Source organism: Paenibacillus caseinilyticus, assembly GCF_027533645.1.
Lineage (GTDB): Bacteria > Bacillota > Bacilli > Paenibacillales > NBRC-103111 > Paenibacillus_G > Paenibacillus_G caseinilyticus.
Window position 1 is genome coordinate 238,110 of sequence record NZ_JAQAGY010000001.1, and the last position, 14,717, is coordinate 252,826.

13 protein-coding genes are annotated in these 14,717 nt (G+C 57.0%); 11 read left to right on the forward strand and 2 right to left on the reverse strand.

Annotated features, from left to right (window positions below; all coding sequences use genetic code 11):
* The first annotated feature begins 184 nt into the window (after positions 1-184).
* From O9H32_RS01060 to O9H32_RS01080, 5 genes are all read left to right on the forward strand, one after another.
* Positions 185-877 carry an ABC transporter ATP-binding protein gene (locus O9H32_RS01060; RefSeq protein ID WP_269863859.1) on the forward strand — a complete coding sequence of 231 codons (693 nt, stop codon included), beginning with the start codon at positions 185-187 and terminating at the stop codon, positions 875-877.
* Entirely contained in the window at positions 874-2,283 is a 1,410-nt protein-coding gene (locus O9H32_RS01065) for an ABC transporter permease (RefSeq protein ID WP_269863860.1), read from the forward strand. The genes O9H32_RS01060 and O9H32_RS01065 overlap by 4 nt, the downstream gene beginning before the upstream one ends.
* Positions 2,284-2,324: 41 nt before the next feature.
* The gene (locus O9H32_RS01070; protein ID WP_269863861.1) at positions 2,325-3,425 is read left to right on the forward strand and encodes an efflux RND transporter periplasmic adaptor subunit; all 1,101 of its coding nucleotides are present in this window, start codon (positions 2,325-2,327) and stop codon (positions 3,423-3,425) included.
* Between the two features lie 201 nt (positions 3,426-3,626).
* Positions 3,627-5,081: a SulP family inorganic anion transporter gene (locus O9H32_RS01075; protein WP_269864306.1), complete on the forward strand. Its 1,455-nt coding sequence runs from the start codon at positions 3,627-3,629 to the stop codon at positions 5,079-5,081.
* Between the two features lie 166 nt (positions 5,082-5,247).
* Positions 5,248-5,919 carry a nitroreductase family protein gene (locus O9H32_RS01080; protein WP_269863862.1) on the forward strand — a complete coding sequence of 224 codons (672 nt, stop codon included), beginning with the start codon at positions 5,248-5,250 and terminating at the stop codon, positions 5,917-5,919.
* A 411-nt stretch (positions 5,920-6,330) separates the two neighbouring features.
* Here the strand turns inward: O9H32_RS01080 and O9H32_RS01085 are convergent, their stop codons facing one another.
* Complete coding sequence (locus O9H32_RS01085; RefSeq protein ID WP_269863863.1) at positions 6,331-6,528, reverse strand: cold-shock protein; 198 nt, start codon at positions 6,526-6,528, stop codon at positions 6,331-6,333.
* An 86-nt stretch (positions 6,529-6,614) separates the two neighbouring features.
* Positions 6,615-7,364: a class I SAM-dependent methyltransferase gene (locus O9H32_RS01090; protein WP_269863864.1), complete on the reverse strand. Its 750-nt coding sequence runs from the start codon at positions 7,362-7,364 to the stop codon at positions 6,615-6,617.
* Between the two features lie 262 nt (positions 7,365-7,626).
* On the opposite strand from O9H32_RS01090, the gene O9H32_RS01095 reads away from it, so the two are divergent.
* The 6 genes from O9H32_RS01095 to O9H32_RS01120 all read left to right on the forward strand — a co-directional run bounded on the left by O9H32_RS01095 (position 7,627) and on the right by O9H32_RS01120 (position 14,641).
* Positions 7,627-7,860 carry a hypothetical protein gene (locus O9H32_RS01095; protein ID WP_269863865.1) on the forward strand — a complete coding sequence of 78 codons (234 nt, stop codon included), beginning with the start codon at positions 7,627-7,629 and terminating at the stop codon, positions 7,858-7,860.
* 384 nt (positions 7,861-8,244) lie between these two features.
* Positions 8,245-9,045, forward strand: a complete 801-nt coding sequence (locus O9H32_RS01100; protein ID WP_269863866.1) for a TerC family protein — start codon at positions 8,245-8,247, stop codon at positions 9,043-9,045.
* A gap of 282 nt (positions 9,046-9,327) precedes the next feature.
* Positions 9,328-9,513 carry a hypothetical protein gene (locus O9H32_RS01105; protein WP_269863867.1) on the forward strand — a complete coding sequence of 62 codons (186 nt, stop codon included), beginning with the start codon at positions 9,328-9,330 and terminating at the stop codon, positions 9,511-9,513.
* Between the two features lie 218 nt (positions 9,514-9,731).
* Positions 9,732-11,522, forward strand: coding sequence for an oligoendopeptidase F (gene pepF, locus O9H32_RS01110; RefSeq protein ID WP_269863868.1), 1,791 nt, complete (start codon positions 9,732-9,734; stop codon positions 11,520-11,522).
* 118 nt (positions 11,523-11,640) lie between these two features.
* Complete coding sequence (locus O9H32_RS01115) at positions 11,641-11,970, forward strand: LapA family protein (protein WP_269863869.1); 330 nt, start codon at positions 11,641-11,643, stop codon at positions 11,968-11,970.
* Positions 11,971-12,169: 199 nt separating this feature from the next.
* Positions 12,170-14,641: a beta-propeller domain-containing protein gene (locus tag O9H32_RS01120; protein WP_269863870.1), complete on the forward strand. Its 2,472-nt coding sequence runs from the start codon at positions 12,170-12,172 to the stop codon at positions 14,639-14,641.
* The last annotated feature ends 76 nt before the right edge of the window (positions 14,642-14,717 follow it).

Genomic DNA, 14,717 nt, shown 5'->3' on the forward strand with positions numbered 1-14,717 from the left:
AAGCCCGGTACCGTTTGCTTAAGCAGACGGGCCGGGCTTTTTCGACGGGAATAGGGACGGCAGATTTCTTAACTTTTCGTTAATAATCCCCTTTTCCTGTAACTATTGGAAACCTTCTAGCGTTAGATACCTTGGACTGATTGTATCATCCTATCCATCAACCGCTATAGCTAGGAGGAAAGAGATGTTAGCCGTACAGGGATTATCCCATAGTTTCACGAACGGCACCGAAACGACGCCTGTTCTGCACGGCATCGATTTTGAGGTGGAGAAGGGCGGCCTCGTGGCGCTGCTCGGCAGCTCCGGCTCCGGCAAATCCACCCTGCTGAATCTCATGGCGGGACTGATGAAACCTTCGTCCGGCAGCATTCTCATCGGAGGGGAACCGATCGAGCGGATGAGCGAGAACCGGCTGGCCGAGTTTCGGCGGTCCCAGATCGGCTTTATCTTTCAATCCTACGAACTGATCCCCCATCTGACCGTACGGGAGAACGTCGAGCTGCCGCTGGTCTTCCAAGGCGTGAAGCCGAAGATCCGCAGGGACAAAGCCGAGGCTCTGCTGAAGCGGGTGGGCATCGGTGAGAAGGGAATGCTCTTCCCCTCCCAGCTCTCGGGAGGCCAGCAGCAGCGGGTCTCCATCGCCCGCTCGCTGGTGACGGAGCCGGCGATCGTATTCGCGGACGAGCCTACGGGGAACCTCGATACGAAGACAGAGGAAGAGATTATTCTTCTGCTGCTCGAGCTCAACCGTACACTCGGCATCACCTTCGTCATTGTGACCCATGAAATGGAGGTCGCCAGACGGACGCGGAGGGTCATCCAACTGCGGGACGGCCATCTTGTAGAGGACCGCACCTGGGAGGAGGTGACGCCATGAGACTCGGCGATTATCTGCGGCTGGGCTGGGACCAGCTCCGGCGCCGCATCGTGGTTACGCTGCTCTGCGCCATGGGACTTGCGATCGGCTCCTCCTCGATCATCGTCGCTCTGGCATTCGGCGAATCCATTCAGGCATTCGCCCGCCATTCCATGAACCAATTCCTTAAGATGGACGAGATTCTCGTCATGCCGGATAGTGGTTCAGGCCCCAGCTCCGGCGGGCAATCCGCCGCTCAGACCCCGGAAGACCATAGCGGCGATCTCACGCGGGCCAAGATCGAAGTGATCAAGAAGCTGCCCCATGTCAAGGCCGTCGCGACTTACCGCACCTTGAACAACATCAGCTTCGAGATGGACAACAAACGGGGAAGCCTGAATGAAGTGAATATAACGGAGCTCGAGACGCTGCCCGATTTCGGGATCGAATTCGCGCAGGGAGGCACTATGCTCGACCGCGAGAACACCATTGTGCTCACCTACGGCGCGACGATGGGACTGCTTGACGCGCAGGCCACACAGATGTTGTCGGAACAGCGGCGCAGCGGACAAGAACGCGAAGCGGAAGAAACATGGCGTTCCTACCGGCTGATACCGTACACAATGTACCAGAAGCAGATCCTCCTGAAGCCGCGCAGCGGCTCCTCGCAAGGCAGGCCGAACAACGAATCCGCCGATGTCAGCGTCGCGCCGCTCCCGGTCAGGGTGGCTGCTATTATTAAGCGGCCCGAGGGCGTATCGGACGAATCCGTATCCTATCAGAAAACGGCTTATGTTTCCCCTGTTCTCGGCAAACTGCTGCTCGAAGCCTCCAAGCGTTCGGATGGTACGGCAGCGGGTACATCCCCGCCGGGGAACGAACCGGAGTTCGAACAGGTGAAGGTCAAAGTCGACGATACGGCGAATGTGAAGGCGCTTGAGGAGCTGATCAAGAAGCTGAACTTGAGCGTCCAGACGAATCTTCATTACGAAGAGCGGATGAAAAACGAGTTCCTGATGATCCGTCTGATCTTCGCCGGGGCCGGCCTGTTCATCCTGTTCGTCGCTTCCATCTCCATTGTCGTGGCGATGACCATGTCCACCTACCAGCGCCGCCGGCAGATCGGGATCATGAAGGTGCTGGGCGCGAATCTCCGCCAGATCCGGCATATGTTCATGGTGGAGTCCGCTCTCCTCGGAGTGGTCGGAGGGATGGTCGGCATCCTCTTCTCCTATTGGGTCATCTGGGGAATCAACATTGCGGTGATGAAGTTAAGCAAAGCGGGCAGCGATGAAGTGCTTTTCATCTCACCGTGGATCCTTCCCGTCGGTCTATTCTTCGCCGTCCTGACCGGCGTACTCTCCGGCATCTATCCGGCGGTCAACGCCTCGCGCACGGACGCCCTGACCGCGATCAAGCGGGATTAGCATATCGCTGTCTAGCAATACGAGAGAAAGGAAGTCGCAGTATGAGCAAAAAGAAATGGCTGACGGGAGCGGCGGTCTTCGCGGTTCTTGCGGTCACCGGCATACTCTACACCCAGAGCCGGCCTTCAAACCACAGCCCGAAGTCCTCCGCGCCGGCAGCTCCTGCTATCGAGTTTCAAGTCACGAAGGAAGACATCGTCTCCACGGTGGAAGTCAAGGGGAAATCTTCCTACCAGAAGGAAACCTATGTCAATGCTCCTTTTGGAGCCGAGGTCAAGACGTGGGCCGTCAAAGAGGGCGCCCAGGTGGCCAAGGGTGACCTGCTCTTCCGCCTGGATGACACCGCCCTTCGCAATGAAATCATAGAGCTGCAGGCTGGGGCCAAAAAACAGGAGATGGAGAACCAGCTCGCCCGGTTCCGGAAGTCGGCCGCCGGTACCCAAGAAGCCCCTGCGGGAGTAACCGAAGCGGAAGCCAAACAGCGGTTCGCCGATGCCGAGAATCTGCGGGTTCAAGAGGAGATCGGCTCGATGACGCTGGAACACACCCGTACGCAGCTGGCCGAGAAGTCGGCGAAGCTGGCTTCCGCCGCCTATGCCGCTCCCGAGGATGGGATCTTCCTCTTCGACGGCACCAAGGAACCGGAGTCCGTCAAAGAACATGAGCGGATCGGAAAAATCGTCGATCTGACCAAGCTGCAGCTGATCTGTATGGTCAGCGAGTACGATCTGTTCCGCATCCAGGAAGGCCTCCCTGCCGAGGTCCGTGTCGATGCGCTGAAGGACGTCAAGCTGCAGGGCAAGGTCGAGAAGCTATCCAAATTCGCCAAGACGCCGGAGAGCGGCAGCGGATCCGGTACTACCGTGAATGCGGCGGCGCCATTCGAAGTCATTCTCTCGCTGGAGCCCCATGAGCGGCTGATCGCCGGCCTCAGCCTTACCGCCACGATCGAGACCGGACGAAAAAGCGCGGTGCTCGCCGTCCCTACACTGGCTATCCAGCGGGATAAAGACGGCTCTTACGTGATGGTGCGCAGTGCACAGGGAGCAGCCGAACGCAGGACAGTCAAGACCGGTCTCGAAACACCGGATAAAACTGAGATCCTCGAAGGTGTAGCGGAGGGCGAAACCATCGTACTTTAGTAAGTTTGCGCAAGGCAGATCGGCCCCCTCTCATGAGTCATGCATTTGCCGTACCCTTAGGGGTACGGTTTTTCGAGTTTTTTATTGAATTTCCTCCCTCCCGTCTTGTATAATCGTTGCTATTGGACATCGGCCCCGGCTTTCCTGAGAGTGGAAAGTCAATGAAGCTGTACCGAATCTGCATCATAGGAGGGGTTTCTTCTGCTTGCCCAACAACTGAAAACTCACTGGTTCAGCAATACCCGCGCGGATATCCTATCCGGCATTACGGTGGCCCTGGCCCTCATTCCCGAAGCTATCGCCTTCTCCATCATCGCAGGGGTCGATCCGATGGTAGGTCTGTATGCGTCCTTCAGCATTGCCGTCCTCATCTCGATGGTCGGCGGGCGTCCGGCCATGATCTCGGCAGCTACAGGCGCCATGGCCCTGCTCATGGTCAACCTGGTCAAGGACCATGGCCTCGAATACCTCTTCGCCGCGACGGTGCTGGCCGGCATCCTGCAGTGGATCATGGGGGTACTGAAGCTTGGCCGCTTCATCACCTTCGTTCCCCATTCGGTCATGACCGGGTTCGTGAACGCGCTGGCTATCCTGATTTTCATGGCCCAGCTGGTTCAATTCACCGGACAAGGCTGGATGATGTACGCCCTTGTAGCATTAACTCTTGTCATTATCTACGGCCTGCCGCGGATCACCAAAGCGATCCCGTCCGCCCTGGCTGCGATCATTATCGTATCGGTTCTGGCGATCTCGCTTGGGCTTGATGTCCGGACAGTCGGGGATATGGGGCACATCACGAATGCGCCGCCGGTCTTCCACCTTCCCCAGGTTCCCCTGACGCTGGAGATGCTGCTCATTATCTTTCCGTACAGCTTGTCTCTGGCCGTCGTGGGCCTGCTTGAGTCACTGCTTACTGCCACGCTGCTTGACGATATGACTGGGACGCGAAGCGACAAGAACCGTGAAGTCCGAGGGCAGGGACTATCCAACATCGTCACCGGGTTCTTCGGCGGCATGGCGGGCTGCGCCATGATCGGCCAATCTGTCATCAACGTTAGATCGGGAGGACGCACCCGCTTATCCACCTTCGTGTCCGGCATCTTCCTGCTCTTCCTGATCCTGGTGCTCGGCAACGTAGTCAAGCAGATTCCGATGGCCGCTCTGGTCGGCGTCATGTTCATGGTATCGCTCGGCACGTTCGACTGGTCTTCCCTCCGGAATATCCGGAGCATACCCGCAAGCGACTCGGTCGTCATGATCGTGACTGTCATGATAGTGGTCGCCACCCATGATCTGTCCAAAGGCGTCTTCGCCGGGGTCCTGCTCAGCGCCGTCATCTTCGCCTGGCGTATGGCCCGGATTCGGACATCCAGCTCCATCGATGCCCAAGGGGTGAAGCACTACGTCGTGCATGGACAGATGTTCTTCGGTACCGTTTCCGGCTTCCTCGATGAGTTCGATGCCGAAGGCGACCCGGCCGGAGTAGTCATCGACTTCACCCATTCCCATCTCTGGGACCACTCGGCTGTCCATGCGCTCGCCAAGCTGAAGGCCAAGTATGAGAACGCCGGGAAGACCATCAAGCTTGCTGGACTCAATGAAGAAAGCCAAAGGCTATTGAACCGCATCGGGCTCAGCGCCTCCGGCGCCCATTAAGCCGCTCGGATTGCCGCCTCTTCCCGGAGAGGCGGTTTTGTGTTGAGGGGTCCCTGCGTCCTTATTGTCAATAACGGCACGGAACGGTATAATTAAACGGCAGATCTTAACACCAAGTACCAATCCAACGCGAACTCAAGAGCTTTCCGAGAGGATGAATCCATTCATGAACCCGACAACGCCCGCCCCCCTCGCATTCGAGGCATTCAAAGAAGTGCTGCTGGACCGCCGCAGCATCCGCAAATATACCGATCAACCGGTACCCGTTGAGGAGATCCGCGAGATCATCGATTGTGCACGGTACGCCCCTAGCGATACCAACTCCCAAACCTGGGAATTCATTGCCATCACGAATAAAGAGAAGATCAAAGAAATCGAGCGTCTTACGTGGGAACAGCTTCACCGGATCGCGGCCCAGGCCGAAGAGCGGGGACTGAGCAAAGAAGGCCGCCTGCTGGTCAAATCCTTCGGCCCTTATGCGACGGCCTTCTCCGATGCGCCGGTGCTCATCGTCTGCCTCGCCACACCTTACAATTCCAAGTTCCGCGAACGGATCTTCGATCCGGTCCGGCTCGTAGAAGATTCGGTCTGGGCCGAAGAAGGCATCAAGAGCTCGTGCCTCGCTGCCCAGAATTTGATGCTGGCCGCACACGCCAAGGGGCTCGGCACCTGCCCGATGACCGGTCCGGTGCTTCTGGCCGAGGAACAGCTCCGCGAAGTACTCGAGATCCGGCCGGAATGCCAGGTGAACATGGTGATCGCCCTCGGCTATCCTTCCGAGCGTCCTGCCCGTCTGGCCCGCAAGCCGGTGGACGAGATTCTGACGATCGTGGAATAACCCGTTGTGCTGTTTATCCGGAGCTGCAGCACCTACCGCCAGAGGGGTTCATCCCCAACGGCGGTTTGTTGTTTATCCGGAGCGGGAAGCCCGTATAACCTTCCACCACCCATGCCTGGGCGGTTTTGCAGGCTTCCTCCCCAGCAGCAGAAGTACAATCGGCAGCAGAAAAAAGCGGTCCCGGAATGATTCCATTCCAGTACCGCTTTGTTGATGATTAGTAAGATGATGGCTGATAGCACAAATGTAAGAAAACTATCTACACATGAATGAGTACCGTTCTTATACGCCGGTAAGTTTTCTTATTGAAATCAAGAAGCGAATTCAAGAGGTTAAATCGTTTTGATTTCCGGAAGAAACCTTATATCATGCAGCCCGTTCCCTGATAGGATCCGGACACGTTAGTTTATATTACAGTTTGTGAACGTTAGCCGCTTGTGGACCACGGTTGCCTTGAACGATTTCGAACTCAACCGATTGGCCTTCGTCCAAGCTCTTGAAGCCTTCGCCTTGGATAGCGGAGAAGTGTACGAATACATCGTCGCCACCGTCAACAGAGATGAAGCCGTAACCTTTTTCTGCGTTAAACCATTTCACTGTACCCTTCAATGAAAACAACCTCCTAGATGTATCGCCATCTTGGGCGAATATGATAAGTATACCATCGCTGACAGGATAAATCAACAGAGGGCAATTCAGGAAGAAGGCTTACAAAGGCGCAGCAGCTCTTCCGAACCGGGAATAAAAGGCAGATTCGAAGCGACCAAAGACACCTCGGCTCCTTCCTCTCCAAGTGCTTTCATCAGACGCTCAAGATCCGCGTAACGCTCCCATTTCAGCGAGTAGACAGGGTAGATTCTAACCTCTCCTCCGGGCCGGCATACGCGCAGCAGCTCCTTCACCGCCTCCAGATGAAAATCATAATCGAACTGATCCTGATACAGGAACAGAAAATGACTGCATAATACAAGAGAGAAGCTGTCGGCCTCATAAGGAAGATGGGGCAGCAGGGCCGGAACATAACGCCCGCTCTCCTTGCCCTCGGCAAAATCCTCCGAGAACCGCTGGAGCGAGGCTTCCCTCATCGCGCGGTGGCGGTCCAAACCGCCGTAATAGCTCCAGTCGAAGCGGTGCTGCAGGTTCCCTAGCTTTTCCGTCGACACATCGATCTCTACCCTGCCGTGCTCGCTTATTTCCTCTGCCGTCATTGCATACAACGGGTCGGCTGCAGCTGCCTGTAAACCGCGGCACGACGCCTCCGCTACGAAGGAAGACGCGCCAGAAGCGACATCCAGAATGGGCCCCGCTTCCAATTGCCCGCTGTTCAGCGAAAACATCAACAGGTACTCATCAAAGGAACGGCAGGTCATCGCTACACCCGTTTGTTCATAGGTATCCTTGTTCTCCAGGGACTTCTTCTCGGCATGATCATTTACATGGGTCATGATTCTCATCTCTCCTCATCTCGGCTCGGCATCCGTCCGCTGCTCCCACCCGCCCTACGGCACGGTGCTGAAGCTTACAACGGATTGTATCACAGGAAGGGAGGATTTTACAATCGTTTCCCGCACTCCGATCCGTACTCCGCAACAGGGACAACCTTGCTTTTCGGCTCCGGCTGCGGTATCATTTTCGCGCAAGGACCCTTATTTCATCCAACTACCCGGCACCGCCGATGTGCGGTCCGCAAGAAACGGAGTCTGCCTAATGATCAAAAAACACGTCATCTACAAAAAAGATAAATGGAACATGCTCACCGTCGAGGTCAACGGCAAACAGCTCATCCTCCGGGAGATCTCGGAACAATGGGGTGAAGAATGCCGCACCTTCCTCTCCCGCCCCGAAATGATGCACTGGGTAGGCATGAGGTTCCCGAAGGAGCAGTTCGCCGAGAATCCGGAAGAGTACGAGGAACTCATCGAGGCCTTCAAGCAGGTGTAAAGGGCAAGAGAGCCTGAGTAAGACGGCTTCAGTGAGCAGGCTCGAGTAAGGCTTGAGTAAGAACCTGACCTCGACTTGCAAAATCGGCAGGATAAGCTTGACTCCCGGCTTGGCTCTTCGTTATAATGAAGCTAATTACATAAAGTGTCCTCCAAAGGGGAGTAGCTTCCACAATAAAAGTCGTCAATTCGGGTTCTTCGCGGAGCCCCGGCTTTATTGGCAACGTCACGTTGTTAGCAAGACCTTTGCCTATATTTAGGTAAGGGTCTTTTCTGTTTGTCCAGACCCTTACCTCCAGCAGGTACGGGTCATTTTTATGTAATCAGCGCTGTGGAATCCCCCCAATGCAAGACAAACTACCAACCCCAAAAGGAGTGATGCCTTGTGGAATTCTCTCTGGAGTTCCTGCTCAAACTGCTGAACATTGTCCTGATCGACCTTGTTCTGGCAGGCGACAACGCCATCGTCATCGCGCTGGCCGCACGCAATCTGCCCAAAGAACACCAGAAAAAAGCGATTATGTGGGGTACCGTCGGAGCGGTCATCATCCGCGTGCTCGCGACGCTCGCCGTCGTATGGCTCCTTAAGCTTCCCTATCTGCTGCTCATAGGTGGCGTAGTCCTGATCTGGATCGCCTACAAGCTGCTCGTGGACAAGAGCGACCATGCCGTAGAAGCGAAACCGCAGTTGTGGCCGGCCATCCGCACCATCATCATAGCGGACGGGGTCATGGGCTTCGATAATGTCATGGCGGTAGCGGGCGCCTCCCACGGCGATTTTGTTCTCGTGGTGCTCGGTTTGCTGATCAGCGTGCCGATCATGGTGTGGGGCAGCACCATGTTCATCAAGCTCGTCGAGAAGTACCCCTGGATTATCTACATCGGCTCGGGGGTTCTGGCTTACACCGCAGGCTCCATGCTGACGGGCGACCCTTCCGTGGCGGGCTGGTTCGAAGAGAACGGCATACTAAAATGGGTGTTGATTTCGCTGATCGTTATCGGCGTACTTCTGACGGGATACGGCAAGAAGCTGTTCGGCTCCTTCGTCTCCATCAATGAGAATGGGCATCTGACCATCCCCCAAGAACTGGTGCAGGAAGCCGACATCCAGCCCAACGACAGCTTCAAAGCCAAACGCGACGAAGACGGGCGCCTCGTGCTCGTGAAGCTGAAACCGAACGGATAAAGCACCTGCGCTATCATACCAAGCTTCGCTTCATACTACAGTCCGAGGCCGGCATCCTATACGATGCCGGCCTCCTTCATGCCAGAGGGGAGTGAACAGGAGGCACGTTCTGTTTCCGTAACGGTCTCCATAGGTATGGAGGAGTACGGACGAATATTCCGCTCCCTATCCCGAGCCCGAGACAGATGCCTGAAATCCGTCATTCAAGAGGAATTCCGGCCCTTTCTGGCGAACATAGGTGTATATCCCACCCATCCGAACCGAGGTGAACCCTTCAAGCTCATGAGCAACAGCGCATCCGTGGTTACATTCATCATCCTATCCTTCTCGTTGGGATTGATTCTCATCATGAAGAAAGACACTCTCCCGCCGGGAACGAAACGGCCGCTTGCGATTATCGCACTCGTCATGATCTCCTTCTCCTTCTTCATGATGGTCTACAGCTTCTTCTCCATGGCACCGCAATAGACTTCCCTGCGGCAATTGCCTATACTAATATTTGAGCCGCGCTCCGGTTATACTAACCAACGTTTCCAGACCCACCCATCTATCTTCATGGAGCGTGAGCGGCAATGCGTGTGTCTCCCCTGTTGTTCTGCGGCATTCTGCTATCCGGACTGCTGATCTCATCCGCAGCGCAAGCGGGCAGCGCCGTGAAACCTATACATCCAATAAGGAGGGCTCCCATGAATCAGCTACCCAAACGCAATGACGTTCCCGCCGAGCACCGCTGGAATCTTCAGGATCTGTTCGCCTCCGAGCAGGCTTGGGACGCGGAGTACCAGAAAGTCAAGAAGCTTCTTAAAGATGTGGGCCGCTTCGAAGGCAAACTCGGTGATCCGACGTCCATCAAGGAAGTGTTCGAGCTCGAGGACGAAATCTCCCTATATACCGAACGGCTGTATGTGTACGCCAATATGAAACACCATGAAGACATGGCCGATGCGGTATACCAGGCCTTATCCGATAAATCCAAGAAGCTCAGCGTCGAGGTCGGCGAAGCGCTCTCCTTCGTGTCCCCCGAGATCCTGAGTCTCTCGGACGAACAGCTGAAGAAGCTCGTCGAGCATCCGGACCTCGCCTTCTACAAGCGGACGCTCGAAGAGATGATCCGCCAGAAGCAGCATGTGCTCGGCAAGAATGAGGAAGCCCTGCTCGCGCAGGTCGGCAACCTCTCCCAAGCGCCCGGCACCATCTACGGCATGCTCAACAACGCCGACCTGAAGTTCCCGAAGGTGAAGAACGAACAGGGTGAAGAGGTCGAATTGACACACGGCCGCTACATCCAGTTCCTCGAGAGCCGTAACCGCGAGGTCCGCAAGGAAGCCTTCCAGACGATGTACGAGACCTACGGCAAGCAGAAGAACACGATTGCGGCAACCCTGTCGGCCAATGTGACGAAGAACATTTTCTACGCCAAAGCCCGCAAGTATCCTTCTGCCCTCGAGATGTCCCTCTTCGGCGACAAGATCGACAAGGAAGTGTATACGAACTTGATCGACGCGGTCCATGAATCGCTGCCCCTGATGCACCGGTATATGGAGCTCCGCCGCAAGCTGCTCAAGGTGGACCAGCTGCACATGTACGACCTCTTCGCCCCGCTCGTCGACGAATACCAGCTCGACATCACTTATGAAGAAGCGAAGAAGAAAGTCAGAGAGAGCCTGGAGCCGCTCGGCCCGGACTATCTCAAGGTGCTGCAGGAGGGCTTCGACAACCATTGGATCGACATCTACGAGAATGAGGGCAAGCGCAACGGCGCATACAGCTGGGGAGCGTTCGGCACGCACCCTTACGTGCTGCTGAACCATAAGGACAACCTCAACAGCATGTTCACGCTCACGCACGAGATGGGCCATGCGCTCCACTCCTATCTCTCGGATGCGAACCAGCCTTACCGCTACGCCCAGTACACGATCTTCCTCGCGGAAGTGGCTTCGACGCTGAACGAAGCGCTGCTCATGGACTACATGCTGAAGCACTCGACCGACAAGAAGGAAAAAATGTACCTGCTCACCTACTACATGGACCAATTCCGCACGACGGTGTTCCGCCAGACGATGTTCGCGGAATTCGAAAAGATCATCCATGAGAAGGCAGAAGCGGGCGAATCCTTGACGCCGCAGCAGTTCAGTGAGATTTACTACAACCTGAACGTGCAGTACTACGGCAAGGATATGGTGGTGGATAAGGATATCGAGATGGAATGGGCCCGTATCCCCCACTTCTACAACTCCTTCTATGTCTACAAATACGCCACGGGCTTCTCGGCCGCGACCTCCTTCGCGAAGCAGATTCTCGACGAGGGACAGCCGGCCGTGGACCGCTACTTGGGCTTCCTGAAGAGCGGTGGCAGCGACTACTCCCTGAACATCTTGAAACGGGCAGGGGTCGATATGTCGTCGCCGGAGCCGATCAAGCAGGCGATGAGCGTATTCAAGGACCTGCTCGAGCAGATGGAACAAATATCTGGGTAAATATGAATGCGGGCCGAGCCGGCTTACCGGTTCGGCCCTTTTGGGCATAGCGGCGCTTCAGGAGTCCTGCTCCGATGCCGCCGTCATCGCCCCATTCTGCCAGAAAGGAACGTGCTTCGTGAAAGCTCAATGGATTCTCATACTCACTCTCTTATTCGCACTTGTCACCGCCGTCTTCGCCGTCATCAACGTCGATCCCGTCCGGGTGAATTACGTCTTCGGCGAACGGGACATTCCGCTGATTCTGGTCATTCTCGGCTCCGTCCTGCTCGGCGGACTCATCACAGGGTTCATCGGGCTCTTCCGGCAGTTCAAGCTGAAGCGGCAGATCCGGCTTCTCGAGAAGAAACTGGCGGAGTATGGCAGCGGCCAAGCGGCCCCTGTCCCTTCGGACGGTACCTCGCTGCAGCCCGCAGAGGATACGGCCGCCAAGGACAGCGGAATCTAGCGCCTGCCGCGCCACCCGGCGTGCCCGCAGCCAAGCCAAGTATCTTCGATACGACAGCGAATAGTATACGACCTATGGCCGTGGGCCCTGCCGCTTTGACGCGCGCAGGGCCTTTTGGGTTGAAACAAATTGGGGCGGCGGCGCGTCCATAGGAGTAAGACTTACCGGCTCACACTCGATCACCATGGGAGGGACTTTCATGAATGCAATAAAGCTAGGTGCCGGACTCCTGGCGCTTGCTCTGCTCTTCTCCGCTTCGCCCGAACCGCGGGCGGGAGCCGCCGGCTCCGCCTCCGTCCTGATGAACCTGAACGGACAGGATGTCCGGTTGGCCACGGAATCCCGGTTCGCCGGCAGCACCCTGATGGTGCCGCTGCGCGAATTGTCGGAGGCTCTCGGCGTACAGGTGACATGGGATGCCGATCAGCAGATGGCCTCGGCCTCCAAAGGGTCAGACACGATTAAGCTGTTCCCCGGCCGGGCCGCCGCCTACCGTGGCGACCGGGAAGTGGCGCTGGAGCAAGCTCCCTTCACCGAGGGGAATAAGCTGCTGGTTCCGCTGCGCTTCTTCAGCGAATCGTTCGGCTTCAATGTCTACTGGGACGCGCTGAACCGCAAGGTATCGATTGTCGATGCGGATAAGAGCCTGCCTACCGTCGGTTCATTCGAGAAGCTCGAATCGCTCTTGAAGGAGATGCCGGCCTCCGCAGGCATCGGCATCGCTGTCGAATCCGGGCTCATGCGGTTCCAGAGTAAGCAGACGGTTACTGGCGATACGGCTGCGGCAGCCCCTGCCTCCTCCGCCACGGGAGAGTCTGCGAATGCGTCTAAATCCGGAACTGCCGGATATTCGACTACCAATGTGCAGGTAGAAGGCGTGGATGAGGCTGACGTCATCAAGACAGACGGCAAGTATATCTACCAGGTGAACCGCACCCGCATCATCATAGCGGATGCCCTTCCGGCGGAATCGATGAATGTCGTCAGCACCGTGTATTGGCAGGACCCGAACTTTTATCCGATCGAGCTCTATGTGGATGACAGCCATCTCGTCGTGATCGGAAGCACGACTTACCCGTCCGGCAGCCTGCCGGTTCCGCTTGGCGAAGCGAAGGAACAGCCTCCGGCGGCGCCGGTCAGCGGATCAGCCGATCTCATGATCGAAGGGGACCGCAAGATGGCCCTGTGGCCGGCTCCCTACCGTACGGCGACTAAGACTATCGTCTACGAGCTCGGTGACCGCACCGCCTTGAAGCCTGTCCGGGAAACCGAACTCGAGGGCCATTATATTTCTTCCCGTAAGATCGGCGACTCGCTCTATATCGCCACGAACAAGTCGATGGACTTCCACTGGCTGCTGCGGGAGAACGCGACTCCCGCCCAGAAGCAGGCGGCGGCGGCCGGTCCGTCCTACCGGGATTCGGCGGCCGGGGACCACTTCGTCACCATCGGGTTCGAAGACATCCGCTATTTCCCCAAAGCAGTCGAACCGAACTATCTGCTCGTCGGCGGCATTCACCTCCAGCACCCGGAGCAGAAAATGCAGGTCGCAAGTTACCTGGGCTCCGGACAGCATGTGTACGCGTCGGATTCCCACCTGTATGTGACCGTGAGCGAGTACGAGACGGCGCAGCCCATGCCGGTCGATCCGGGCATCGGCGGCATTGTACCCCAACCGCTGCCGCCGGCCGAAGAAACCGTAAGCGTCATCTACAAATTCGCTCTGGATGGCGGCACGACCCGCTATGCGGGCCGCGGCACCGTACCCGGACATCCGCTGAACCAGTTCTCCATGGATGAACACGAGGGCTATTTCCGGATCGCCACTACCACGGGGAGCCCCTGGCTGTCCGGCGCGGGAACATCCGGCAACCATATCTACATTCTCGATGAAGCGATGAGGGTGGCCGGCCGGCTCGAGAATCTGGCGCCGGGCGAGAAGATCTATTCGGTCCGTTATATGGGAAGCCGAGCCTACCTGGTCACCTTCAAGCAGGTAGACCCCCTGTTCGCGGTCGACCTCTCGGATCCGACAGCGCCGAAGACGCTCGGCCAGCTCAAGATTCCGGGCTACAGCGATTATCTTCACCCTTACGACGAGAACCATCTGATCGGCTTCGGCAAAGAGGCGGTCCAGGCCGGCCCGCAGGACAATGCCTTCGCCGGCGAACCCGCCGCTTACTATCAAGGAATGAAGCTCGCGCTCTTCGACGTCTCGGACCCCGCGAATCCGAAGGAGCTCTTCAAGGAAACAATCGGCGGCCGCGGAACCGAGTCCGAGCTGCTGCACAACCACAAGGCGCTCTTGTTCTCCAAAGAAAAGAACCTGCTCGCCTTCCCTGTCACTGTGATGGAGATCAAGGACAGGGGAAGAGCAGATTCGGACTCCGTACAGACTTACGGCGAATTCACCTTCCAAGGCGCCTATGTCTATGGAGTGGATCTACAGACGGGCTTCCGGCTGCGCGGCAAGGTGACGCACCAGACCGCCGATGATATGAAGCAAGCAGGCAGCAGCGGCTGGTATGGCAGCGAACGGAATATCGAGCGGCTGCTCTATATCGGGGATACGCTCTATTCCGCCTCCCAAGGGATGATGAAGGCCAATGACCTTGCCACCCTGAAGGAACTGCGGGCCCTGCCGCTGCCGGAGTGGAAGCCCCAGCCCTAAGCGCTTGGCAGCCGGTCCGCAATCCGGTACAATGGCAGGAGCAATTACACTACCGTGGAGGGACTCCAGCCCATTA

Bases quoted from the DNA above. Each gene is read 5' to 3' on its own strand.
- pepF (WP_269863868.1), top strand. From the start codon at position 9,732: ATGAATCAGCTACCCAAACGCAATGACGTTCCCGCCGAGCACCGCTGG.
- O9H32_RS01120 (WP_269863870.1), top strand. From the start codon at position 12,170: ATGAATGCAATAAAGCTAGGTGCCGGACTCCTGGCGCTTGCTCTGCTC.
- O9H32_RS01065 (WP_269863860.1), top strand. From the start codon at position 874: ATGAGACTCGGCGATTATCTGCGGCTGGGCTGGGACCAGCTCCGGCGC.
- O9H32_RS01070 (WP_269863861.1), top strand. From the start codon at position 2,325: ATGAGCAAAAAGAAATGGCTGACGGGAGCGGCGGTCTTCGCGGTTCTT.
- O9H32_RS01080 (WP_269863862.1), top strand. From the start codon at position 5,248: ATGAACCCGACAACGCCCGCCCCCCTCGCATTCGAGGCATTCAAAGAA.
- O9H32_RS01060 (WP_269863859.1), top strand. From the start codon at position 185: ATGTTAGCCGTACAGGGATTATCCCATAGTTTCACGAACGGCACCGAA.
- O9H32_RS01090 (WP_269863864.1), bottom strand. From the start codon at position 7,364: ATGACCCATGTAAATGATCATGCCGAGAAGAAGTCCCTGGAGAACAAG.
- O9H32_RS01105 (WP_269863867.1), top strand. From the start codon at position 9,328: ATGAGCAACAGCGCATCCGTGGTTACATTCATCATCCTATCCTTCTCG.
- O9H32_RS01095 (WP_269863865.1), top strand. From the start codon at position 7,627: ATGATCAAAAAACACGTCATCTACAAAAAAGATAAATGGAACATGCTC.